Origin of the sequence: Rhodanobacter geophilus (genome assembly GCF_040812275.1) — a bacterium.
GTDB lineage: Bacteria > Pseudomonadota > Gammaproteobacteria > Xanthomonadales > Rhodanobacteraceae > Rhodanobacter_A > Rhodanobacter_A geophilus.
In genome coordinates, this window is sequence record NZ_JBFOHL010000014.1 from 31,021 (window position 1) to 53,723 (window position 22,703).

General features: G+C 68.2%; 20 protein-coding genes. 12 read left to right on the forward strand and 8 right to left on the reverse strand.

Annotated elements, in window-relative coordinates; genetic code table 11:
* Positions 1–175 precede the first annotated feature (175 nt).
* The 5 genes from ABQJ56_RS14520 to ABQJ56_RS14540 form a co-directional block, all read right to left on the reverse strand.
* Positions 176–1,447: an EAL and HDOD domain-containing protein gene (locus tag ABQJ56_RS14520; RefSeq protein ID WP_367845734.1), complete on the reverse strand. Its 1,272-nt coding sequence runs from the start codon at positions 1,445–1,447 to the stop codon at positions 176–178.
* Between the two features lie 99 nt (positions 1,448–1,546).
* A complete protein-coding gene (locus ABQJ56_RS14525; protein ID WP_367845735.1) occupies positions 1,547–1,993 on the reverse strand; it encodes a flagella synthesis protein FlgN in 447 nt (148 codons plus the stop codon).
* Entirely contained in the window at positions 1,990–2,316 is a 327-nt protein-coding gene (flgM, locus tag ABQJ56_RS14530; RefSeq protein WP_367845736.1) for a flagellar biosynthesis anti-sigma factor FlgM, read from the reverse strand. Before flgM ends, ABQJ56_RS14525 begins: the two co-directional genes overlap by 4 nt.
* A 101-nt stretch (positions 2,317–2,417) precedes the next feature.
* Positions 2,418–3,125, reverse strand: coding sequence for a flagellar basal body P-ring formation chaperone FlgA (gene flgA / locus ABQJ56_RS14535; RefSeq protein WP_367845737.1), 708 nt, complete (start codon positions 3,123–3,125; stop codon positions 2,418–2,420).
* Positions 3,122–4,426, reverse strand: coding sequence for a methyl-accepting chemotaxis protein (locus ABQJ56_RS14540; RefSeq protein WP_367845738.1), 1,305 nt, complete (start codon positions 4,424–4,426; stop codon positions 3,122–3,124). Before ABQJ56_RS14540 ends, flgA begins: the two co-directional genes overlap by 4 nt.
* 194 nt (positions 4,427–4,620) lie before the next feature.
* Here ABQJ56_RS14540 and ABQJ56_RS14545 point away from each other — a divergent pair, with 194 nt between their 5' ends.
* The 12 genes from ABQJ56_RS14545 to flgL all read left to right on the forward strand — a co-directional run bounded on the left by ABQJ56_RS14545 (position 4,621) and on the right by flgL (position 16,312).
* On the forward strand, positions 4,621–5,553 hold the full coding sequence (locus tag ABQJ56_RS14545) for a chemotaxis protein (RefSeq protein ID WP_367845739.1): 933 nt from the start codon (positions 4,621–4,623) through the stop codon (positions 5,551–5,553).
* Between the two features lie 168 nt (positions 5,554–5,721).
* Positions 5,722–6,135 (forward strand): flagellar basal body rod protein FlgB, encoded by a 414-nt coding sequence (gene flgB, locus ABQJ56_RS14550; protein ID WP_367845740.1) that lies wholly within the window; start codon positions 5,722–5,724, stop codon positions 6,133–6,135.
* A complete protein-coding gene (gene flgC, locus ABQJ56_RS14555) occupies positions 6,135–6,557 on the forward strand; it encodes a flagellar basal body rod protein FlgC (RefSeq protein WP_367845741.1) in 423 nt (140 codons plus the stop codon). The genes flgB and flgC overlap by 1 nt, the downstream gene beginning before the upstream one ends.
* A gap of 10 nt (positions 6,558–6,567) precedes the next feature.
* On the forward strand, positions 6,568–7,254 hold the full coding sequence (locus ABQJ56_RS14560) for a flagellar hook assembly protein FlgD (protein WP_367845742.1): 687 nt from the start codon (positions 6,568–6,570) through the stop codon (positions 7,252–7,254).
* 36 nt (positions 7,255–7,290) lie between these two features.
* Positions 7,291–8,511, forward strand: a complete 1,221-nt coding sequence (gene flgE / locus ABQJ56_RS14565) for a flagellar hook protein FlgE (protein ID WP_367845743.1) — start codon at positions 7,291–7,293, stop codon at positions 8,509–8,511.
* Positions 8,512–8,524: 13 nt separating this feature from the next.
* Positions 8,525–9,265, forward strand: a complete 741-nt coding sequence (flgF, locus tag ABQJ56_RS14570; protein WP_367845744.1) for a flagellar basal-body rod protein FlgF — start codon at positions 8,525–8,527, stop codon at positions 9,263–9,265.
* A 27-nt stretch (positions 9,266–9,292) separates the two neighbouring features.
* Entirely contained in the window at positions 9,293–10,078 is a 786-nt protein-coding gene (gene flgG, locus ABQJ56_RS14575) for a flagellar basal-body rod protein FlgG (RefSeq protein WP_367845745.1), read from the forward strand.
* Positions 10,079–10,089: 11 nt separating this feature from the next.
* Positions 10,090–10,755, forward strand: a complete 666-nt coding sequence (gene flgH / locus ABQJ56_RS14580; RefSeq protein WP_367845746.1) for a flagellar basal body L-ring protein FlgH — start codon at positions 10,090–10,092, stop codon at positions 10,753–10,755.
* 227 nt (positions 10,756–10,982) lie between these two features.
* On the forward strand, positions 10,983–12,113 hold the full coding sequence (locus ABQJ56_RS14585) for a flagellar basal body P-ring protein FlgI (RefSeq protein WP_367845747.1): 1,131 nt from the start codon (positions 10,983–10,985) through the stop codon (positions 12,111–12,113).
* Between the two features lie 12 nt (positions 12,114–12,125).
* On the forward strand, positions 12,126–13,166 hold the full coding sequence (gene flgJ / locus ABQJ56_RS14590) for a flagellar assembly peptidoglycan hydrolase FlgJ (RefSeq protein WP_367845748.1): 1,041 nt from the start codon (positions 12,126–12,128) through the stop codon (positions 13,164–13,166).
* A gap of 22 nt (positions 13,167–13,188) precedes the next feature.
* Positions 13,189–15,081: a flagellar hook-associated protein FlgK gene (gene flgK, locus ABQJ56_RS14595; protein ID WP_367845749.1), complete on the forward strand. Its 1,893-nt coding sequence runs from the start codon at positions 13,189–13,191 to the stop codon at positions 15,079–15,081.
* Between the two features lie 13 nt (positions 15,082–15,094).
* Positions 15,095–16,312 (forward strand): flagellar hook-associated protein FlgL, encoded by a 1,218-nt coding sequence (flgL, locus tag ABQJ56_RS14600; RefSeq protein ID WP_367845750.1) that lies wholly within the window; start codon positions 15,095–15,097, stop codon positions 16,310–16,312.
* Positions 16,313–16,373: 61 nt separating this feature from the next.
* On the opposite strand, the gene ABQJ56_RS14605 is transcribed toward flgL, so the two are convergent.
* From ABQJ56_RS14605 to ABQJ56_RS14615, 3 genes are all read right to left on the reverse strand, one after another.
* Positions 16,374–17,111 (reverse strand): GNAT family N-acetyltransferase, encoded by a 738-nt coding sequence (locus ABQJ56_RS14605; RefSeq protein ID WP_367845751.1) that lies wholly within the window; start codon positions 17,109–17,111, stop codon positions 16,374–16,376.
* Positions 17,101–18,324, reverse strand: coding sequence for a dTDP-4-amino-4,6-dideoxygalactose transaminase (gene rffA / locus ABQJ56_RS14610; RefSeq protein WP_367845752.1), 1,224 nt, complete (start codon positions 18,322–18,324; stop codon positions 17,101–17,103). The genes ABQJ56_RS14605 and rffA overlap by 11 nt, the downstream gene beginning before the upstream one ends.
* 67 nt (positions 18,325–18,391) lie before the next feature.
* Positions 18,392–22,531: a glycosyltransferase gene (locus tag ABQJ56_RS14615; RefSeq protein WP_367845753.1), complete on the reverse strand. Its 4,140-nt coding sequence runs from the start codon at positions 22,529–22,531 to the stop codon at positions 18,392–18,394.
* Between the last annotated feature and the right edge of the window lie 172 nt (positions 22,532–22,703).

Consider the following 22,703-nt stretch of genomic DNA (forward strand, 5'->3'; position numbering starts at 1 on the left):
TGCCGGGTGCCAGGCCGGCCTGCCCCCGAGATTGGCCGGTCCGTGACGGCGAGACGCCGCATAAGCCCGCTTCATCAACCGATGCGCATGGGACACGGGAGTGCACCGGGTATCCGGTGCGATCGCGGTGGCCGGATTTCTCGCGGCTGCCTTTGGAGCCCATTGGCCGGGCCGTTTACTGGACGCTCTTCTCGTTGGCGCTGGCGTAGACCTGATCGGCCCACTGGGTGGCATTGAGGTAGATCGTTGCCAGACGCTGGATGCGCTGCGGCGGGATCTGCGCGCTGGTCAGCTCATTGGCCTCCCAGGCGAGAATCTGCTGCAGGATCGAGGCAAACGGCCCGCCGCGGCCGGTCAGCGCATCGCTGATCTCGGGCGCCAGGCGCAGCTGGGGCAGCAGGAACTCCATCGGCGCGCACATCAGGGTGTCCAGCAACGAGAACAGGCCGACGGTGAACGCCATTTCGGCGTGTCCGTGCGGCATGCCCTGGGCCAGTTCCTCGCACATGTGGGCGCGGATCAGTGCGGCGCGCAGCAGCTCGGGTGGACGGTCGTCCATGCTGCACATCGCCATGGTGTCGACCCAGTTGCGCATGCGGGTGACGCCGAAGAAGATTGCCGCTTGCTGTACCGACTTCAGTTGCCGCGGCAGTGCGAAGTAGGCTGAATTGACGCAGCTCAGCAGCTTGTAGCTGAGCACCGCATCGTCGCGGATGATGTTGCCCAGCTCGACCGGGCCCGGGTTGCTTTCGTGCAGCACGCCCATCAGGCGCAGCATGCTCAAACGGTTGGCGGTGAGCACGGGAACGGCCATGGGTTGCGGCACCAGCAGGTAGCGCCCCTGCACTGCTCCCAGCGGCAGCTCCATGCAGCGCTCGTAAGTGGCGTGATCGTTCACCTGCCCGGCGACCACGTGCAGGCCACGCGCATGCAGATGCCTGGCGCGCTGCGCCAGCAGTTCCGGCGACAGCTGGCTGGCATCCAGCCGGACCAGTTGCACCATCTGCAGCAGGGCTTCGAACGGCAGGCTGTTGTCGAGATCCTCCTCCCCGACGTCCAGCATGAACTGGCAGCCGCGCTGCGCCATCTGTTGCAGGCGCTTCACCAGCGGCGCGTCGTTGGCCACGTGCGGTTGCAGCACCACGCCAAGGCGCGGCTGATGCAGCAACACGTCGGCGTCTTCCGGCAGCAGCTCGGCCGGCAGGTTCAGGAACGTGCGATTGCCGCGCACCAGGCGAGTCAGGGCGCCGTCGGTGATCATTCCCAGCGCGCTCTGCAACAGCGCCTGTGCGTCGCCGCCTTCTCGGTGGAACAGGATCTCGTAGGCGAACAGCTCGCGCTCGCGATTGAGCAGCGGCACGCGCATCACCGGAAGCGCTGGGGAGGTGCTTTCGTAGGCGGGGGGAGTGCCAGTGGCGTTGGCGGCGGAAGTGGGGGCGGGACTCATGGTTGATCCGGCATCGCGTTGGGTGGTGAAGCGTTCCGCGGCCGGCGGCGCGCGGGAGACGCGCACGCGGATGCGGGCGGCGATGTGCTCATCTCGACATCATGCGGCGGCCAACGAGCGCGAACGTGCGCCGGCGTGCAACTCGCCACTGCGGTCATAAAGCCCGCTGCCGCTGTCTGCACCGGTCAGCACCGCCAGGGCCTGGCGAACCAGTTGCAGGCGCTGGATGGCGATGCTGCCGTTGCGCTGGTTGAGCCGGTGGCAGTGCTGCAGCGACTCCACGATGGCCGTCCAGGCCGGATCCGTCGCGGCCTCGGTCTGCGGTTGTTCGCGCGCCAGCAGGCGGCGCTCCGCGTCCAGTTGCTCCAGCTGTTGCATCAATGCCTGCTTGCGCGTGCCGGCAACGCCAAGTGCTTCGGTGTTGCCGGTGTCGAGCGCGTCGCGCTCGGTCCGGAGCACCTGCACCAGTTGGTCAAGCGCCTGGTGCATCTCGCCCTGCACGGCCGCCAGGGCTTCGTTGAACTCCTGCCGCAGTTGCGGGCTCATGCCTTGTCCGTGCCGCCGAGCTGCCGTTCCATGGAGATCATGCGATCGGCGACGCGGCCGGCGTCGATCTTGTAGCTGCCGTTGGCCAGTGCCTGGCGCACGCGTTCCACCCGTTGCGAATCGATGGGGGTGGTGTTGTCGGCACGTGCCGCCTGCTGCAGCGCCTTGGCCGAGTCGGTCAGCTTGAGCTGGTCGTCGGCCTTGGCAGCAGGCGCACCGGATCCGGCAGCCGTGGCCGAGGATTCCGCCGTCGCGCTGCTACCCGGCTGGCTGGCGGCCTGCGGGAGTTTCGGCAAACCGTTGTTGGAAATGGTCGTGTTCATGCGTCCGTTCTCGCTGCGGAGTGGCCCTGTGAATACAGCATCGGCAGGGGGCACGGGAACTTTAGGGGCGGGAAGAGGGGCGGGGAAGGCATGGCGGGTGGTCAGGGCAGGGCGAGCACCACGCCGGGGGCATGCACCATCGCGTCGACCACCTTGCCCGAGCTTTCGTTGCGCACGCGCAGGCGGGCGCCATTGTCGCCGCTGCCCAGCGCCACGCCGTCGGTGCGCACCACGATGCCGTCGAGACTGGCCACCACCTGCACGTGATCACCCGCCCGCACCATGCGCCGGCCGCCGAGCGCGGAGGGGGTGAGCACGCTGCCGCTGGGCAAGGCGCGGGCAAGGGTGCGTCCGGCCACCTGATCGAGGTTGCCGACGTAGCCATAGCCGAGCCGGGTCACATCGCGTTCCTCGGCATGCACGTCCTCCGGGCGCAGGCCATCGCCGCGCAGCAGGGCGCGATTGGTCACCAGCACGGGGCGGAACAACTGCAACTGCACCTGCACGCGCACCGTCCAGCCTTCGGCCTGCGGGCAATGCACGGGCACGCTCAGGCGCGGCGCGGCGCGGACGGCATCGGCCAGCGTGGCACGCAGCGGTACGCTGCACGATGCCAGCCGCACGCGTGGATCGAGCGGCACGGCCAGGGCCACCACGCGGCCGCCGGGCAGTTCGAAATGGGCGCGAACAGCCTGTTCGGCAACGGCCCGCACGGTGTCCGGCGAGGGCACGGCGGCAAGGCTGATGCCCGGCAGGCCCAGCCATGCCAGTACAAGCAGTCGGCCGGCGCTGGCCCGATGCCCGCTCACGCGTCCGCCAGCAAGCTGTCGAGTTGTCCGAGCAGGGCATCGCGGCCGAATTCGATCTGCCGCGCGAGTGCGGCGGCCTGCTCCGCCTCGCCATCGCACAGCAGCGCGACGAAGCGGCTGCCCTGTTCACACAGCCGCGCGCCGGTTTCGGCCAGGCTGGCCGTGGCAGGGTGGTCCGGACGCAGCGCGCCCAGTCGCTCGACGCTGCGCCGGATCGCATGGGTATCGAACCAGCGGCGATCCAGCGCGGCAGGTTCGAGCAACGCCAGTTCGGCGGCCTGGCGCAGGTTGAGGGCGGCCTCGCGCACGGTCAGGCTGAGGCTGCCCGGATCCTTGCCGCTGATGCCTTCCAGCCAGTCCAGGCCCAGCCGGTGGGAGAGCAGCGCGGCGCGCTGCAGCGAGTCGGATTGGCGCCGTGCCTCGCCGGCGCGGCGCTGCAACGCACCGAGCGCGGCCTGGACGCTGGTGGCACGCGCATGCTGCGCATCGTGGCTCTGCTGCAACTTGTGGACGCGATCGCCGGCCGCGCGCAGCGCCTGGCTGCCGGCATCCAGGGTGGTGCCCGACTGCGCCGCGCCGGCCTGGGCGCGCTCCAGTTGCTGCAGGCTGTGCTGTACGTCGCCGTTCAATTGCGTGGAGAAGTCGCCGATCGAACCAGTGACGTTCTCGATCTCGGCGGTGGTGAGGGCGGTCTTCTCCGCCAGTTGCTTGACCTCGTCGGCGACCACGGCGAAGCCGCGGCCGGCCTCGCCGGCGCGGGCGGCCTCGATCGCCGCGTTCAGCGCCACCAGGTTGGTCTGGTGGGCGATTTCCTGCACGGTCGCGGTGAGCTTGCGGATCTGCTCCACCTGCTCGGCCAGCTTGCTCTGGTTCCGGTTCATCGCCGCCAGCGCGCTGCGCAGCAGGCGCAGCTGGCCGTCGAGTTCGCTGACGTTGCCGCTGCCCGCCTGGCTGGCCTGGCTGGCCCGGTCCAGCTCGGCGCTTACCTGCCGCAGGGCCGTCGAGATACCGGCGCTGCCATCCGTCAAGCGATCGACGCTGCCACGGCCGTCGGTGGCGGCCTGGTCCAGCGCCGCCTGTTCGCGCGCCAGCTGCTGCACCGCGGCCAGCACCAGGCTCTGCTGCTCCACCGCCTGCAGCGCCACCGCCGCTGGCGGTCGATGGGCGAGGCGCGCCAGCAGCGGCGCCAGTGCTTGCGCGGCGCGCGGATGCTGCTGCCGCAGCGCGGCCAGCCGCGCCTCGTCGCCGGCGGCGGCGGCTTGCACCAGGGGGGCGAGGTGCTGATTCCAGATCAGGCTCATGGGGTGGGCATCACCTTTGTCGAATGTGCGGCAGGGCCGTCGCAGGGGACTGCATCGTCCAAAACCGGCGCGACTTGAGGAAGCAAGCGGCATGCCACCTCCGCGGACAGCGGTCGTGCTCAAGCACATGGCGACGCGGTCGATAGCCTGCGCGTACGGCCGCCGCGGCGGCGGGTCATTCGCGAGGAGTCCGCATGGGCGGCACGCTGCTGGAAAAGGTGGAGCAACATACCCGGCTGGCCGGCCACAACCGGGTAGCCATGCTGTTGTTCCGGCTCGGCGACGCGCAGCTGTTCGGCATCAACGTGTTCAAGGTGCGCGAGGTGATGCGCCGGCCGCCGCTGGAACGCATGCCAGGCACGCATGCCTTGCTGGCGGGCAGCTGCGATTACCGCGGGCAGACCATCCCGGTGATCGACCTGGCCGCCGCGCTCGGCTATCCGCCACTGCGCGACGAGGCGTCGGCGCACCTGATGGTCACCGAGTTCAGCCGTTCGGTGCAGGGCTTCCTGGTTGCCGACCTGCAGCGCATGGTGCAGTGCGACGGCGACAAGCTGGAGGCGCCGTCCGCCTCGCTGGGCTTCGGCGCAAGGGTCAACGCGGTGACCCGCGTCGACGGTGCGCTGCTGGCGGTGGTGGACGTGGAGCAGGTACTGGCCGGCATCGATGCCGCGCCGACCGGGTTGTCCATGCAGATGCAACGGCTTGCCGGCGCACGTACGCTGGCGCCGCGGCGGGTGATGGTGGTGGACGACTCGCTGATCGCCCGCCATCGCCTGGTCGACCTGTTCCGGCAGATGGACATCGAGTGCGTGGTGGCGCAGGACGGCCGCGAGGCGCTCGAGCGCCTGCTCGAACTGGCCGCCGCCGACCCGGCCGAGGGCGTCAAACTGGTGGTTTCCGACATCGAGATGCCGCGCCTGGACGGCTATGCGCTGACCCGCGCGATCCGCGAGGCGCCGGAGCTGCGCCGGCTGAAGGTGGTGCTGCACAGTTCGCTCAGCGGCATCTTCAACGAGGCGATGGTGAAGGAGGTCAAGGCCGACCGCTTCGTCGCCAAGTTCCAGCCGGATCTGCTGGCGCAGGCCGTGCTGGAACTGCTGCCGGCGGAACCGCTGGCCGGCTGACGCCCGGCGAAGGGCGCCGGCGGGGCGTCAACAAACCGACTCTTCCCCGGCGCGGCCCTCGCGGCGCCCGGGCGCGAACCTTGCCAGGCCAGTCGTGGCAAGGGTTCCGGCGTGGTGGCATGCAACTTGCCTCCGGCTCCATGCGGCAACCGCACGCGGAGCAGACCGATGAGCCCCATCCCGCAAAACCTGTTCGGCATCCACACCCAGGCGCTCGACCTGTGGCAGCGCCGTGCCGACGTGCTGGCCAACAACCTCGCCAATGCCGACACCCCCGGCTACCTCGCCCGCGACGTCGACTTCCGCAAGGCGTTGTCTGCGGCCGGCGGCAATGGCGACGGCAACCTGCCGCTGCAGGCGCCCACGCCCGGGCAGATCGGCACCGGGCCGAACGCGGGCCCGGATGCGGCGGCGCTGGCCTACCGCGTGCCGACACAGCCCAGCATGGACGGCAACACCGTCGACGCCCAGGTCGAGCAGGCCGACTTCGCCGCCAACAGCGTGCACTACCAGGCCAGTCTTTCCTTCATCACCGCGCAGATCCACATGCTGCGCACCGCCATCACCGGAGGGCAGAGCTGATGTCGCTCTATTCCATCTTCAACGTGGCCGGCTCCGGCATGGCCGCGCAATCGCTGCGGCTCAACACCGTCGCCAGCAACCTGGCCAACGCCGAGAGCGTGTCCGGCACGCCCGAGGGCGCCTATCGCTCGCGCGAGCCGCTGTTCGCCGCCGCGCACGCGCAGCAGTCCGGCGGCGGCAACACCGACGCCAGCCAGGGCGTGCAGGTGCTCGGCGTCACCGAGAGCCAGGCCGCGATTCCGCAGCGCTACGAGCCGGGCAACCCGCTGGCCAATGCCGACGGCTACGTCTACGGCAGCAACGTCAATCCGGTGGACGAGCTGGTCAACATGATCTCGGCCTCGCGTTCGTACCAGAACAACGTCGAGGTGATGAACAGCGCCAAGCAACTGATGCTCAAAACCTTGACCCTCGGCCAGTGAGTCCGTCGCCATGACCACCAGTGTGAACAACAACGTCGGCAACACCGGCACCAGCAATACCGCCAGCACCGCCAGCGCGACCAGCGCCGCGCTCGGCAACACGATGGACCAGGCCGACTTCCTGAAGCTGCTCACCACCCAGTTGCAGGCCCAGGATCCGACCAATCCGACGGACAACTCCCAGTTCGTCTCGCAGCTGGCGCAGTTCAGCCAGCTGGCTTCCACCCAGGACCTCAACACCAGCCTCAACAGCCTCTCCAGCCAGATCACCGGTGCGCTGCAGACCTCGCAGGTGCTCGGTTCGGTCGGCCTGGTGGGGCGCCACGTGCTGGTGCCGTCGGCCAGCCTGAGCTACGCCGGCAGCGCGCTGAGTGGCGCGGTGGGCATCACTAACACCGCATCGGACGTGCAGCTCGTCATCAAGGACGGCAGCGGCAAGGTGGTGCGCACGCTCGACCTGGGCGCCCAGCAGTCCGGCCTGGCCAACTTCAGCTGGGACGGCACGGACGACGACGGCAACCCGGTGCCGGCGGGTGACTACAGCATCACGGCCGCCGACCAGGGCGGCAACGCGCTCTCCACCTATGCCGACGGCACGGTCAGCGGCGTGGGCTACGGCGGCAGCGACGTGGGTACGTATGTGCAGGTAAGCGGCGTGGGTGGCGTGCCGCTCAGCGCGATCGCGCAGATCAACTGACCGCCGGCAACCAACTCTTCCAGCGAGGAACCATCCATGGCTCTCAATCAGGCACTCAGCGGCATCAACGGCGCGCAGTCCGACCTCAACGTGATCGCGAACAACATCGCCAACGCCAACACCACCGGCTTCAAGGGCTCGCGTGCGGAGTTCGCGGACATCTACGCGGTGACCGGCATCAACCTCAGCGCCACCGCGGTGGGCAGCGGCACGCGCCTCACCGACGTGGCGCAGCAGTTCGCCCAGGGCGACATCCAGACCACCGGCAACAGCCTGGACCTGGCGATCAGCGGCAACGGTTTCTTCGTGGTCAACACCGGCAACGGCTACGCCTACACGCGTGCCGGCGCGTTCCACCAGGATCCGGCGGGCAACGTGGTCACCGAGGACAACAACGCGCTGCAGGTCTACCCCTACAGCACCGCCAGCAACAGCTTCGACACCAGCACGCTTACCAACCTGAACCTGGTCACCGCGCAGAGTTCGGCCAAGCCCACCACCACGGCGGTGGTGTCGTCCAACCTGCCGGCGGACGCCACCGCGCCGACGCTGGCCTTCGACCCCGGCAATCCCGCCACCTTCAACCAGTCATCCACCTTCACCGTGTACGACAGCCTGGGCTCCTCGCACCAGGCCACTGCCTACTACGTGAAGACCGGTACCAACACCTGGAACGTGAACCTGTACGTGGACGGCAACAGCGCCGGCACCCAGGCGCTGACCTTCGACAGCACCGGTGCACTGGCCACGCCGGCCAACGGCACCGTCGCCTTCAATCCGGTGACCTATGCCAACGGCGCCAATCCGCAGACGCTCTCGATCAACTTCGGCAAGACCACGCAGTACGGCACCGACTACGCCGCCGGCACCATCAGCCAGGACGGCTTCACCGCCGGCGCGCTGTCCTCGATCGACATCGACAGCACGGGCATCGTCACCGCGAACTACTCGAACGGCCAGAGCAGCAAGATCGGCCAGTTGGCGATGGCGAATTTCCAGAACCTGCAGGGCCTGCGCCAGCTCGGCAGCGCCAGCTGGATGTCCAGCACCGACTCGGGCACCGCGGTGATGGGCACGGCCGCCAGCGGCCAGTACGGCACCATCCAGTCCGGCGCGCTGGAGGAGTCCAACACCAGCGATACCACCCAGCAGCTGGTCGACATGATCCAGGCGCAGCGCAACTACCAGGCCAACGCGCAGGTGCTGTCCACCGACAACACGCTGGCCAGCACGCTGTTCAACGCCGTGTCGCGCTGAGCGGTAGGCCGCCATGGACCGTTCCGTCTATCTCGCCATGACCGGGGCCACGCAGATCATGCGGGCCCAGGACGTGGTGAGCCACAACCTCGCCAACGCCAACACCACCGGCTTCAAGAGCGAGCTGGACGCGTTCCGCAGCCTGCCGGTGCAGGGGCCGGGCAGCCCCACCCGGATCAACGCGGTGGCGCAGGGCCTCGGCCGCGACGACAGCCAGGGCACGCTGCAGCAGACCGGCCGTGCGCTGGACGTGGCGGTGCGCGGCTCGGGCTGGATCGCGGTGCAGGCGCCGGACGGCAGCGAGGCCTACACGCGTGCCGGCAACCTGCAGCTCACCGCCGACGGCATCCTCACCGACGCCGCCGGCAACCCGGTGATCGGCAACGGCGGCCCGATCAGCATTCCCGACAGCGCGCAGGTCGTGATCGGCGACGACGGCAGCATCTCCAGCGTGCCGCTGGGGCAGGGGCCGAACACGCTCACCCAGATCGACCGCATCAAGCTGGTCAACCCCGATCCCGCACAGCTTGCCAAGGGTGCGGACGGCCTGCTGCACCTGGCCGGCGGCGCCAGTGCCGACGCCGATCCGAACGTGCAGCTGGCACCGCAGATGCTGGAGGGCAGCAACGTCAATCCTTCCGCCGAACTGGTGCGGATGATTTCCCTGTCGCGCCAGTACGAAATGCAGGTGCGCTCGATCAAGACCAGCGAAGACAACGCCGACGCCAGCCTCAAGCTGCTGCAGGCGAGCTGAACCCGACACCTCTAGCGGAGCCACGCCATGTTCTCCTCCCTCTGGATCGCCAAGACCGGCCTCGATGCGCAGCAGACGAGCCTGGATGCCATCTCCAACAACCTGGCCAACGCCAGCACCACCGGCTTCAAGGCCTCGCGCCCGGCGTTCCAGGACCTGATGTACCAGAACCTGGGCCAGCCCGGCGCGCAGACCACCGAGCAGACGCAGTCGCCCGCAGGCCTGCTGATGGGCACCGGCGTGCGCGTGGTGGCCAACGAGAAATTGTTCACCCAGGGCGCGGTCAGCCAGACCGGCAACGCGCTGGACGTGGCGATCCAGGGCCGCGGCTTCATCCAGGTGACCATGCCCGACGGCAGCACCGCGTATACCCGCGACGGCTCGCTGCATACCGATGCCAACGGCCAGATCGTCACCGCCGACGGCTATCCGATCGAGCCGGCCATCACCCTGCCGCAGGGCGCGCAGAGCATCACCATCGGCACCGATGGCACGGTCAGCGCGACGCTGGCGGGACAGGCGGCGCCGCAGCAGGTCGGCAGCATCCAGCTCGCCGACTTCGTGAATCCCGCGGGCCTGCAGTCGATGGGCCAGAACCTGTACCTCGAAACCGCGTCCAGCGGCACGCCGCAGGCCGGCCAGGCGGGCCTGAACGGCATGGGCACGCTGCTGCAGGGCTCGCTGGAATCCTCCAACGTCAACGTGGTGGAGGCGATGGTGGACATGATCCAGACCCAGCGCACCTACGAGATGAACTCCAAGGCGATCAGCGCCGCGGACGACATGCTGCAGACCATCACCAACAAGACCTGAGGCCTATCGTCGTGCGCATCACCGCCGTTCTCCCGTGTCTTGCCGCCGCGCTCGCGCTGGCGGGCTGCGTCATGCAGCAACAGCAGCGCGACGACGCGCAATGGGCCGCCACCGCGCCGGTGGCGCCCGCCGTCGCGCCGGCGGCCGACGGCTCGATCTACCACGATGAGCAGGGCATGGAGCTGTTCGCCGATCCGCGCGCGCACCGCACCGGCGACATCCTCACCATCGTGCTGGTGGAGAACACCCAGGCCGTGAAGAAGGCCAACACCAGCACCAGCAAGACCAACAAGGACACCATTGGCGCGCCCTCGCTGCTCGGCCACACGTTCAACAAGGCCAGTGTCGGCATCGACAGCGACCACAGCTTCGACGGCGGCGGCTCCAGCAGCCAGAGCAACCAGCTTACCGGCAACATCACCGTCACCGTGGCCCAGCGCCTGGGCAACGGCAACCTGCTGGTGCGCGGCGAGAAGTGGCTCACCATCAACCAGGGCCAGGAACTGATCCGCATCACCGGCATCGTGCGCCCGCAGGACATCGGCCAGGACAACACCGTGCCGTCCACCCGCGTCGCCGACGCCAAGATCGCCTACACCGGCCGCGGCACCCTCGCGGATGCGAACACCCAGGGCTGGCTGTCGCGCTTCTTCAACTCCAAGTGGATGCCCTTCTAAAAATGAACATCCATGTGGCCATGACGATGACGGTTGCGCCGAAGTCCGGCATTGCGAACCCGCATGGCGCGTTCGCCCCCTCTCCCCACCGGGGAGAGGGTTGGGGAGAGGGGACACGCTCGCGAGGTGCCGCTTTTGCTTCCATCAAGCGTCGCTTCTCCAACCTCTTCCGCAAGCCCCGCCCCTCACCCCAGCCCTCTCCTCGCTCCTCAAAGCTGCGGCCATCCATGGCCGCTCCCCGCGTGCCCCGAAGGGGAGAGGGAGCCAAATGCGTCGCCATCGCGCTGCTCGCCCTGCTCGCCACCCCTGCCCACGCCGACAAGATCCGCGACCTCGCCTCGGTCGGCGGCGTGCGCTCCAACCAGTTGATCGGCTACGGCCTGGTGGTGGGCCTGGACGGTTCGGGCGACCAGACCACGCAGGCGCCGTTCACCACGCAAAGCCTGGAGAACATGCTGCAGCAGTTCGGCATCAACGTGCCGACCAACGTGCGCCCGCAGCTGAAGAACGCGGCCGCGGTGACGATCACCGCCGAGCTGCCGCCGTTCGCCAAGCCGGGCCAGACCATCGACGTCACCGTGGCCTCGATCGGCAACGCCAAGAGCATCCGCGGCGGCGAGCTGCTGATGTCGCCGTTGCGCGGCGCCGACGGCGCCGTCTACGCGGTGGCCCAGGGCAGCGTGGTGGTGGGCGGCATCAGCGCGTCGGGCAAGAGCGGCTCCAGCGTGCAGAAGAACATCTCCGCCAGCGGGCGCATACCCAACGGTGCCACGGTGGAGCGCAGCGTGGCGTCCGCATTCGCCGCCAGCGACGATTTGCGCCTGAACCTCAACGCGCCGGACTTCACCACCGTCTCGCGCATCGTCAGCACGATCAACCGCACCTATGGCGCGGGCACCGCGCGCGCGGTGGATGGCGGCACGGTGGACGTGCGCGTGCCGCAGGACCCCACCCAGAAGGTGGCCTGGCTGGGCACGATCCAGGACCTGGACGTGACGCCGGGTGCGCCGCCGGCCCGCGTGGTGGTGAACTCGCGCACCGGCACCGTGGTGATCGGTTCGGACGTGCGCGTTTCCGCGGCGGCGGTGGCGCATGGCGCGATCCAGGTGACCATCGGCGAGCAGCCGCTGGTCAGCCAGCCGGCGCCGTTCAGCAACGGCCAGACCGCGGTGGTGCCTTCCAGCAGCGTGCAGGTCAGCGAGGAGGGTGGGCACATGTTCAAGTTCGGCCCGGGCGTGAGCCTGGACGCGATCGTGCGCGCGGTGAACCAGGTCGGCGCCTCGCCCAGCGACCTGATCTCCATCCTGCAGGCGCTGAAGCAGGCCGGCGCGTTGCATGCCGACCTGGTGGTCATCTAGCGGGCTGCCGATGTGACCGACGCAGCGCTGTCCGCCAACGCCTCGCTGAGCACCTGGACCGACCTGTCCGGGTTCGACCAGCTGCGCGCGCAGGCGCAGCAGGACGGCAAGGCGGCGCTGCCGGCGGTGGCGAAGCAGTTCGAGGCGCTGTTCACCCAGATGATGCTGAAGTCCATGCGCGAGGCCAGCGACAGCTTCGGCGACGCGCTGGGCGACAGCGACGCCGGCAAGGCCTATCGCGACCTGTTCGACCAGCAGCTCTCGGTGAGCCTGGCCCAGGGCGGCAAGGGGATCGGCATCGCGCAGATGCTGGTCCGCCAGCTGGGCGGCGCGGCCACGCCGGCGCCGGACGGCAGCGGCGCCGCGATCGGCACGACCGGGGGCAGCGGCGCCGCGGTGGCAGCCGGTGCGGACGACACTGCGGACGATGCCGACGGCATCGGCGATCCCGGCCAGTTGCCGGCCACCGCCGACCAGTTCCAGCGCCGCCTTGCCAGCGTGGTGGAGGCCGGGCGCAAAGTCGGCCGCAGCGCGATGAAATGGCTGCCGCAGGACGCGCAGGAATTCGTGCGCGCGCTGGCGCCGTACGCCGAGGCCGCGGCGCAGAAACTGGGCCTTTCGGTGCGCACCGTGCTGGCCCAGGCCGCGCTGGAAACCCAGTGGGGCAAGCGCATGCCGCGCGGTGCGGACGGTTCCAGCAGCTTCAACCTGTTCGGCATCAAGGCCGGCGAAAGCTGGAGCGGCCGCAAGGTCGGCGTGCCCACGCTGGAGTACGAGGGTGGCGTGGCGGTGCGTCGGCGCGCGCAGTTCCGCGCCTACGATTCGCCGGCGCAGTCGTTCAAGGACTACGCCAACCTGATTGCCTCCGACCCGCGCTACGCCGCCGCGCGCGGGCATGGCGACGACGTGCGCGGCTTCGCCAGCGCGCTGGTGCGCGGCGGCTATGCCAGCGATCCCTCCTACGCCGAGAAGATCAGCGCGATCGCCGGCAGTCCGCAGATGCGCGCGGCGCTGGCCGCACTCAAGAATCCGGCCGGCGTGCCGAACGATTAAGCGATTCCAGGAATCCCGGCCCATGTCCAGCCTGCTCAACATCGGTGTCTCCGGCCTCAACGCCGCCCAGCTCGGCCTGAAGGTCACCGGCAACAACATCGCCAATGCCGGCACCGACGGCTACAGCCGGCAGAGCACCGTGCAGGTGGACCAGGTGGGCCAGAACAACGGCCGCTACACCATGGGCAGCGGCGTGGACGTGATCGCGGTGCAGCGCGCCTACAGCCAGTTCCTCACGCAGTCGCTGTGGAGCAGCAACAGCGCGCTGCAGGGCGCCACCACCACCAACGACCTCGCCACCACGCTGAACGGGTTGCTGCAGAACAGCGGCAACCTGCAGTCCGCGCTGGACAGCTTCTACGGCGGCTTCAATGCGGTGGCCAACGCCCCGGGCGACCCTTCCGCACGCCAGGCGCTGCTGGGCAACGCGTCGGCCCTGGCGACGGCCTTCAACACCTTCGGCCAGCAGCTCGACCAGCAGCGCGCGCAGATCAACACGCAGGTCTCCGACGCGGTCGGCAACGTCAACTCGCTGGTCAAGCAGATCGCCGCGCTCAACACCAGCATCAGCCAAGCCGGCAACACCCAGCCGAACGACCTGCTCGACCAGCGCGACAGCCTGGTCAAGCAACTGGCCGGCATCACCGGCATCTCCGTCGCCGCGCAGCCCGACGGCACGCTGAGCGTCTACAGCACGTCCGGCCAGGCACTGGTGAGCGGCAGCTATTCGTACGGCTTCCAGCTCGGCAGCGACGCCTACGACGCCGGCAGCACCAGCGTGCTGGACGCCAGCGGCCACGACATCAGCTCGCGCCTTTCCGGCGGCACGCTGGGCGCGCTGCTGGCCTACCGCAGCAATACGCTCGACCCGGCGCAGAACCAGCTGGGCCGCACCGCGCTGGCGCTGGCGCAGAGCGTCAACGCGCAGCAGGCCAAGGGCCTGGACTTGAACGGCAACCAGGGCGGCGCGCTGTTCAGCGTGCCCGGCCCGGTCGTGGCGGCCGCGAGCGGCAACCAGGGCAGCGCCACGGTGGGCGCCAGCGTGAGCGACATCTCCCAGCTCACCACCGACAACTACGTGCTCACCTACACCGGCAGCGGCACCGCCCCCTCGGTCAACGGCTGGGCACTGGCCAGCAGCAGTGGCCGCCCGGTACCGATGACCGCGAACCCCGACGGCACGCTGTCGGCCGAGGGCCTCACCTTCACCGTGTCCGCCGGCGCCCAGGTCGGCGACAGCTTCCAGGTGCGGCCCACCCGCGACGCGGCCAGCGGCCTCGCGCTGGCCACCAGCGATCCTTCCGCCATCGCCGCGGCGACGGCGTTGAAGGGCACGGCCGCCGGCACCAACACCGGCGGCGCCACGGTGGGTTCGGTGGACGTGAGCGACGGCAGCAACGCGAACCTGTTCGCCGGCGCCACGGTGACGTTCGGCGCGGGTGGCAGCTACACCGTCACCGACGGCGCGGGCAACAGCACCACCGGCACGTACGCGGCCGGCACGGCGATCCAGTTCGACGGCTGGAGCCTGAGCCTCGGCGGCACCCCGGCCAGCGGCGACAGCTTCACCGTGGCGATGAACAGCGACGGCCTGAACGACAACGGCAATGCGCTGGATCTCGCCGGGCTGGCCGATGCCGGCGTGCTCGACGGCGGCAAGACCTCGACGGTGGGCGCCTATGCGAACCTCACCAACCAGATCGGCGTGGCCGGCAGCATGGCGGCCAACGACCTGACCACCCAGACCGGCCTGTACAACCAGGCGGCCAGCGCCCAGCAGAGCGTGGCCGGCGTCAACCTGGACGAGGAGGCGGCCGGCCTCATCAAGTACCAGCAGGCCTACCAGGCATCGGCGCAGGTGATCTCCACCGCGCAGACGCTGTTCACCAGCCTGATTTCCGCCATCCAGTCCTGAGCGGGAGCGCCCGATGATCCGCCTTTCCACCAGCTGGATGTACCAGCAGTCGCTGACCACCATGCTCAACCAGCAGGGCGAGCTCAGCGCCACGCAGAACCAGGTGAGCAGCGGCCAGCGCATCAACCTGGCCTCCGACGATCCGGCCGGCGCCACGCAGGTGGTGTCGCTCAACCACATCCTGGCCAGCACCGCGCAATACTCCTCCAACATCGACGCCGCCAACGCGCGGCTCTCCACCGAGAGCAACACGCTCAGCTCCTTCAACTCGCTGCTCGACCAGGCGCGCTCGATGGCGGTGCAGGGCATCAACGGCACCCTGTCGTCTTCCGACCGCCAGGACATGGCCACCCAGCTCACGCAGATCCGCGCGCAGCTGGTGCAGCTGGCCAACACCACCGACGCCAGCGGCGACGCGCTGTTCGCCGGCACCAGCACCACCAGCACGCCGTTCGCGCTCAACAGCGACGGCTCGGTGAGCTACGTCGGCAACAGCGACAACCAGATGACGACGATCGGCAGCGGCCTGCGCATTCCCAACAGCGACGAGGGCGCGGGGCTGTTCATGAACATCCCTGCTGGCAACGGCTCGTTCGTCGCCAGCGCGGCGGCCGGCAACACCGGCAGCCTGCTGGTGGGCGCCACCAGCGTCACCGACGCCAGCGCCTGGAAGGCGGCCACCGCCGCCGGCCCGGTGAACTACCAGATCAGCTTCGACGCCGCGGGCAACTGGACCGCCACCGACGCCAACAACGGCAACGCGGTGGTGGCCAGCGGCAGCTACCAGGACGGCGGCAGCATCGGCTTCAACGGCATGACCATCGCGCTGAGCGGCACCCCGGCCGCCGGCGACACGGTGAGCGTGAATTCCGGCCAGACCCAGGACGTGTTCGCCACGCTGACCAACATGATCAATGCGCTGAACGACGGCAGCGTCGGCGACACGCAGCTCAACAACACGATGAGCCGGCAGATCGAATCGATCGATCGCGCGCAGGACCAGCTCTCCTCCACCCAGACCGACGTGGGCGGCCGCCTGAACCGGCTCACCCAGCAGCAGAGCACCTACAGCGGCCTCACGCTGACCTACCAGACCACCCTCTCCGGCGTGCAGGACACCGACATGGCCAGCGCCATCAGCCAGCTGATGCTGCAATCCACCGCGCTGCAGGCCTCGCAGCAGACGTTCGCGAAGGTGCAGGGGATGAGCCTGTTCGATTACTTGAAGTGATGCGCCGGTCGAGTCGCGGCAACCGTACGCGCAGGCGGAGCGGGACTCGGTGTTGCAGGTGTCATGGCAGGCGCAGCCTGCGATCGATGTGATAGGTGTCGTAGGCCAGTTTCAGGGACAGTCCCGCGCGTAGCCATTGGCGCTGCACGGTGTAGTTCCACAGCTGGGTCGAGACGACGAGCTGCCGGTATGAGAGCGTGGCGTAGTGCTGGAGGATCCCCTTGAGCAACTGTCCATACAGACCCCGGCGGGAGAACCGGGGGTGAACCGCGTTGAGCACGATCTCGACAGTGCTTTCGTCCGGACGGAGATCGCAGGTGGCGAATCCCGCGACATGATCTTCGGCGGTCACCACCCAAGTGCAGCTCCCGGCGTTTTCCGGCGCCAGGCGGCTCTTTGCCCATTCGATATAGCCAGCGACGATCTTGTCCCGTGGCAGCAGCGGGTTCGCGCCGTAGTGGGAGCGGTAGCCGGCGAAGCTGCTTTCAGCTGTCTCGTGGATGGCATCCCGGTCAGCGCCGGTGGCCAGCCGGACTCCCTCGGGCAAGGGCTCGCGCGGCAAGATCGTCAGGTCGATGCCGTAGTAGACGAGCGTGTCCGCGTGGATCACCGGCCATCCCCGACGTTGCAACTGGACAATGGCGTCAGAGTCGCCGGCAGTGGCGCGCAGGATGATCAGCGTGGCGTTGCTGGCCGTGACTTCGTCGATGATGTCCTTGACGGGAGTGCCCGCCGGAAGATGGCCGCGGACCACCTTGATGCCGAAGCGGGCGGAGTCGGGCGCGGAATCAGCCAGCATTCGAGAGCTGCGCATTTCGCGGGTTCCGTGTCTTGCCTGCGGTGCTGAAACAACCGCCCCAGCCATGCGCACCGAAAACACCCCGGGTCGAGAGGATCTTCTCAGCGGCTTGCATGACCTGGTCCTGATGGGCTTCGAGGCCTATCCACAGCGGCATGCGAACCAGGCAATCGCTGATGTGGTCCGTATGTGGCATCGGGCCGTACGTGCGCGCGCAACGAAGCCCGGCGGGTGAACTGTGCAACGGCACGTAATGAAACACGGTGCTGATGCCGGCGGCTTTCATGCGCTCGATGAAGGCGCTGCGTTGCGCCAGCCCGTCCAGCAGGATGTAGTACATGTGGGCATTGTGCGTGCATCCGGCGGGGATCGTCGGGCGTCGCAACATGCCACGTGCTTCCAGCGGTTCGGCCCACGCATGGTAGCGCCACCAGATGGCTAGGCGCCGGGCGGTGATGCTTTCGCCCTGTTCCAGTTGCGCCGCCAGGAATGCCGCGACCAGTTCGCTGGGTAGGTAGGACGAGCCGATGTCGACCCAGGTGTACTTGTCCACCTGGCCGCGGAAGTACTTGCTGCGATTGGTGCCTTTCTCGCGGATCATCTCGGCGCGCTCGACCAGGGTGGGATCGTTCACCAGCAGTGCGCCGCCTTCGCCGGCGATCACGTTCTTGGTCTCGTGAAAGCTCAGGGCTGCCAGGTCGCCGATGCTGCCCAGCGCGCGTCCCTTGTAGCTGGAGAAGATTGCTTGCGCGGCGTCCTCCACCACCTTCAGGCCATGCCGGGTCGCAATGTCCATGATCGTGTCCATCTCGCAGGCTACGCCCGCGTAGTGCACCACACAGATGACGCGGGTGCGCGCCGTGATGGCGGGTTCGATCAAGGCCTCGTCGATGTTCAGCGTGTCGGGGCGGATGTCCACGAACACCGGCACCGCACCGCGCAGCACGAATGCGTTGGCGGTCGAGACGAAGGTGAACGAGGGCATGATGACCTCGTCGCCCGGCTGCAGATCCAGCAGGATCGCCGCCATTTCCAGCGCGGCGGTGCAGGAGTGGGTGAGCAGGGCCTTGCGTGCGCCGACATGCTGCTCCAGCCAGGCATGGCAGGAGCGGGTGAACATGCCGTCGCCGGACAGGTGTCCGTTGGCATGCGCTTGCGCGATGTTGTGCAGTTCGCGGCCAACGAGATAGGGACGATTGAACGGAATGCTCATGCTTGCCCCTTATGGACGGGCTCGATGCCGGTGATGGCGGGTGCCGCAACGCGGTTTCATGGCGGCGTCAGTCCGGTAGCCAGGCGTCACGCCAAGCGACCAGGTTGTCGCCGGAAAGCATCCAGTCGCGCCGCACGGTCTCGCGCAGCATGTCACCCATCTTCGCGTTGGCGTCGAGGTCGCTGACATGCATGCGGATCGCGTCCACCCACTCCTTGAAACGGTTGCGCACGCGCGTCACCGGCAGGTCGCCGCGGTAGCAGACGATATCGCTGCACACTACCGGGAAGCCGCAGGCGCCGTACTCGAGCAGGCGCAGGTTGCTCTTGCAGGCGTTGAACAGGTTGTCCTCCAGCGGCGCCAGCGCGAGGTCGAGGTCGAGTGCGGCCAGTGCCGCCGGGTACTTGTCGATAGTCACGCCCTCGTGGTGCTCGTGCACGTGGGGACGCAGCTTTTCCGGGCACATGCCGAAGAACACCCATTCGACCTCGCCGGCCAGCTCGCGCACCACGTCGGCGATCAGTTCCAGGTCGCCGCGGTGGCTGCTGCCGCCGGCCCAGCCCACGCGGGGTTTGCCGCCTTCGCGGCGCTGGGCGGTCAGCTGGCCCCACCAGTCCACGGGCAGGCGGTTGGGCGCCACGCGGATGTCGCTGTGCAGGTCGGCGAACTGCTCGGCCAGCGGCGCGGTGGAAACCACGAAGCGGTCGGTCAGGGCCACCGCCTTGCGCAGCGATTTCAGGATGTCCCTGGGCACGCCGTCGCGATGCACGCTCTTCAGTGGCAGGTTCGGCAGATAGTCGTCCAGCTCGTAGACCTTGAAGGCCCGGCTGAAGTCGCGGTAGCCGCGCATGGTCTCGATCTGGGCGTCGGTGAGCTGGCGCTGCAGCACGATGGTGGAGGGCGCGTAGCGCTCCATGGCAACCGGTTCCAGGTGCACCGGAGCGACCATGCCTTCGGCCAGGCCCTCCCGCTGCATGGCGAGGAAGGGCTGCCGGATGCGGTAGTGGCCGCAGCCGTTGGCGTCGGCGGCCACGCAGAACAGGCGCGGCAGCAGCGGTTGCTCGAACGGTTGCCAGGCCAGCCGGCGAGCCTGGTCCAGGTCGAAGCCGTTGCCGGCCAGGCTGAGGTTGCGGTTGTAGGCCGGGTCGCGTGCCAGCAGGGGCAGCCACTTGCGGTACATCGCCTGCTGCTCGCCCTTGAAGCGTGCGTGCCTGGCTTCCCGGGCGCTGGTGTCCACCTTGTTCTGGCTGACGCTGCCTTCGTGCATCAGGCGCGCATGCGGCGTCCACACCGTGAGATAGCCGGCCTGGTGCACCTTCAGGCAGAGGTCGACGTCGTTGTAGGAGACCTTGAAGTCCTGCTCGTCGAGGCCGCCGACTTCCTCGTACACCGACTTGCGGATCATCAGGCAGGCCGCGGTGACCGCGGTGTAGTTCTGGTCCACCTGCAGGCGGTGCATGTAGCCGGGCGCGTCCATCGCCTCGCCGATGAAGGGGTGGTCGGCCGGCCCGCGCAGGCCCAGCACCACGCCGGCATGCTGGATGCGCCCGTCGGGGTAATGCAGCTTGGCGCCGACGATACCCACCTCCGGACGCTGCGCATGGTTGAGCAGCGCCTCGATCCAGTCTTCGTGCAGCACCGCGGTGTCGTTGTTGAGCAGGATCAGGTATTCGCCGCGCGCCTGGGCGGCGGCGAAGTTGTTGATCGCGGAGTAGTTGAACGGATGCGGCCAGCGCAGCACACGCAGCTGCGGATTGTCCAGGCGCTCGATGCCGTCGAGGTAGGCGCAGGCGGCCGGGTCGCGGCTGTCGTTGTCCACGATCAGCAGTTCGTAGTTCCGGTAGCTGGTCTTGGCGAGCAGGCTGTCGATCAGGCCGTTGAGCATCGGCAACTGGTCGCGGGTGGGGATGATGATCGAGACCGGTGGCTGGCGCGGGTGCCGGTAGGTGACTCGATGGGAACCGGCAAGCACGCCTGGCAGGATTTCGTGGGCAATGCCAAGGCGTTCGAGATGACTTGCCAGCACCTGTTTGCCCAGCGTGCCGGTGTCGGATGCGGCCAGCCATGTACCAAACGGGGTTGCCGAGTGCAGGATGGGTTCGGCAACGTGGCCAATGCTGCCCAGCCCGAATTGCTCGATGCAGCGGAACACGTGGTCGTAGGTGGCCATCACGCCGGCCTGCTCCTGCAGTCCGCCAATGGCGAGCAGGTGCTCGCGACGCATGGCCAGCATATGCCCGGTGTAGGGGTAGCTTCGCAGCAGATCCAGGTTCATGTCCGGCTTAAGGATCGGAGCCGCCGGACCTCCGGGCGACCAGCTGTCCTCGTCGGCGTAGCAGCATGCCATGCCGGGATGCGTGGTCGCCTTGTCGGCCAGGAGCAGCAACGCATCGTCTTCCAGCACATCGCCCGCGCGCAGTGGAAGCAGCCAGTCGGCGTGGCTTGTCGCGGCGACCTCGTTGAATGCTGATGCCCAACCTTCCGCCATCGGATGAATGACGACATCCTCGGACACGGCCAGTTCGGCGTTTCCAAGCACGGTCACGGCCTTGGCCGGGAACGATTGCCTGTTCAGCGACTGCAGTGTGCGCACCAGTTGCTCTGGATCAGCACCGTCGTCGGCGATCAGTATGTGGAAGTCGGTTGATCCGGCGATGCGATTGCGTGCCAGTGCGGCATGTCCGGCGCCCAGCCGTTGCTGGGCCTGCCAGCGTCGATATTGCTCCTCGGCAGAGACGGGGTGGAACGCGATTTCCCCTTGGCCGGTTGCCGGTTGCGAGACCAGTGCCAGATTGTCTGCAAGCTTGGCCAGCAGTACGTCGAGCAGCTCCACGCGGGGTGCCGCGGCGACAGCATCGAGCTCGATGCGCGGCAGTTCCGCAGCCCGCTGGTAAAGCGCTTCGATCTGGTTCTGGAACAGCGAGTCGCCATGGCACAGGCGCAGCATGTCACCCACGAGCTGGCCGCGCCGGGCCCGCAATGCGGGCGAGTCGATCAGCGCGCGCAGCTTTTGTCGATAGTCGTCGGCATCGTGCGAAACGTAGAGCGGCGACGGGATCGCATCCAGATCGATGGTGAAGCCGCAGTCGGTCCACGCTTGCGGGGCGAACTTCAGGACGGGTTTGCCCAGGGCCGCCGCTTCACACAGCGCGGTGTTTGAAGGGAAAGGCGCGACATCGAGGTAGATGTCGCACGCGGCATAGGCGGCATGCAACTCGTCTTGCCGGGCGATGTTGCCTGCCAGGTGGACCCGGCCCGGGTGGTCCGTGGCAAGGCTGGTCCCGACGGGATCGGACGGGGGACCGACCAGCAGGACGTGCACGTCGGGCCGCTCATCTAGCAAGGGGGCCAGCAGGGCCGCCGTCGAGACACCGTCGATCGGCACGAACTTGTAGGCCGAACCGCAGGACATCAGCAGTGGTGCATCATGCGGGACGCCATATCGGGCGCGGGTATCGATGTCAGGTGACGGACCGAGATTGGTGAGATCGAGGGGGATGGGCGTCCAGCCGATGTGCGATTGCGGAACCCCTCGACGCGCCACGGTGACACGCGTTGCGCTTTCGCATAGCGAGACGATCAGGTTGCTCACGCTGGCGCCGAGCCAGAATACGTGGCTGGCGTGATCCTCGAACAGCACCGGTGGCGGCGATTCCATGCCGGCGAGCGCCACCACAGGCAGGGGGTCGTTCGGATGGGTATGCAGCACCGCCAGGTCGGCGTCGCTCAACAGCCGGCGCAGGCTGGCGGCCCGCTCCATGGAAGAACCGTGGTCCAGCGTTTCTAGGCGAATGATTCCATTTTCGACCAGTTCCTCGACCACGCGCGGAAGCGAGGCGCCATCCTGTCGGGTGGTCACAAGCGTGTGGCTGGAACACGTGTCCAGCGCCATCCAGCGACAGGCCAGCCGTGTGTGACCGCCGACTGCGTATCCCGCGCTCATGATGGTGAGCACGCGGCGACGGCCGGACGAACGTTGCTGGGTGGGCCCAGCTTGCGGCAACGCGCGGCCTACGCGTGCCATCAGGGCCTCCAGCCGGGGCGAAGCGAAAATGCCGCAACCCTTGAGCCACGCGATCGTTGCGGCGGCTCGCGCGAGTTCGATGGCGGCATCCGGATCGTCGCCATCGATGGCCTTTTCCATGCAATCGAGCAGATCCTGGAATTCGGCGTGGTTTTGCGCGAGGCGTTCCTCTACTACAGACATCGACGGTCCCTGGTGCGCTCGGTGGATGTGCGGAAAGACGCCCTCGTCGACTTTTCGACGGAACGAGATGGCCAAGGGCGGGAGAGCAAGGTTGGTGCCAACCGTCGAATCGGTGCGTCAATGGCATCGCGGCGACACATGGAGCAAGTGACTGGACTGCTCCGGCAGGCTT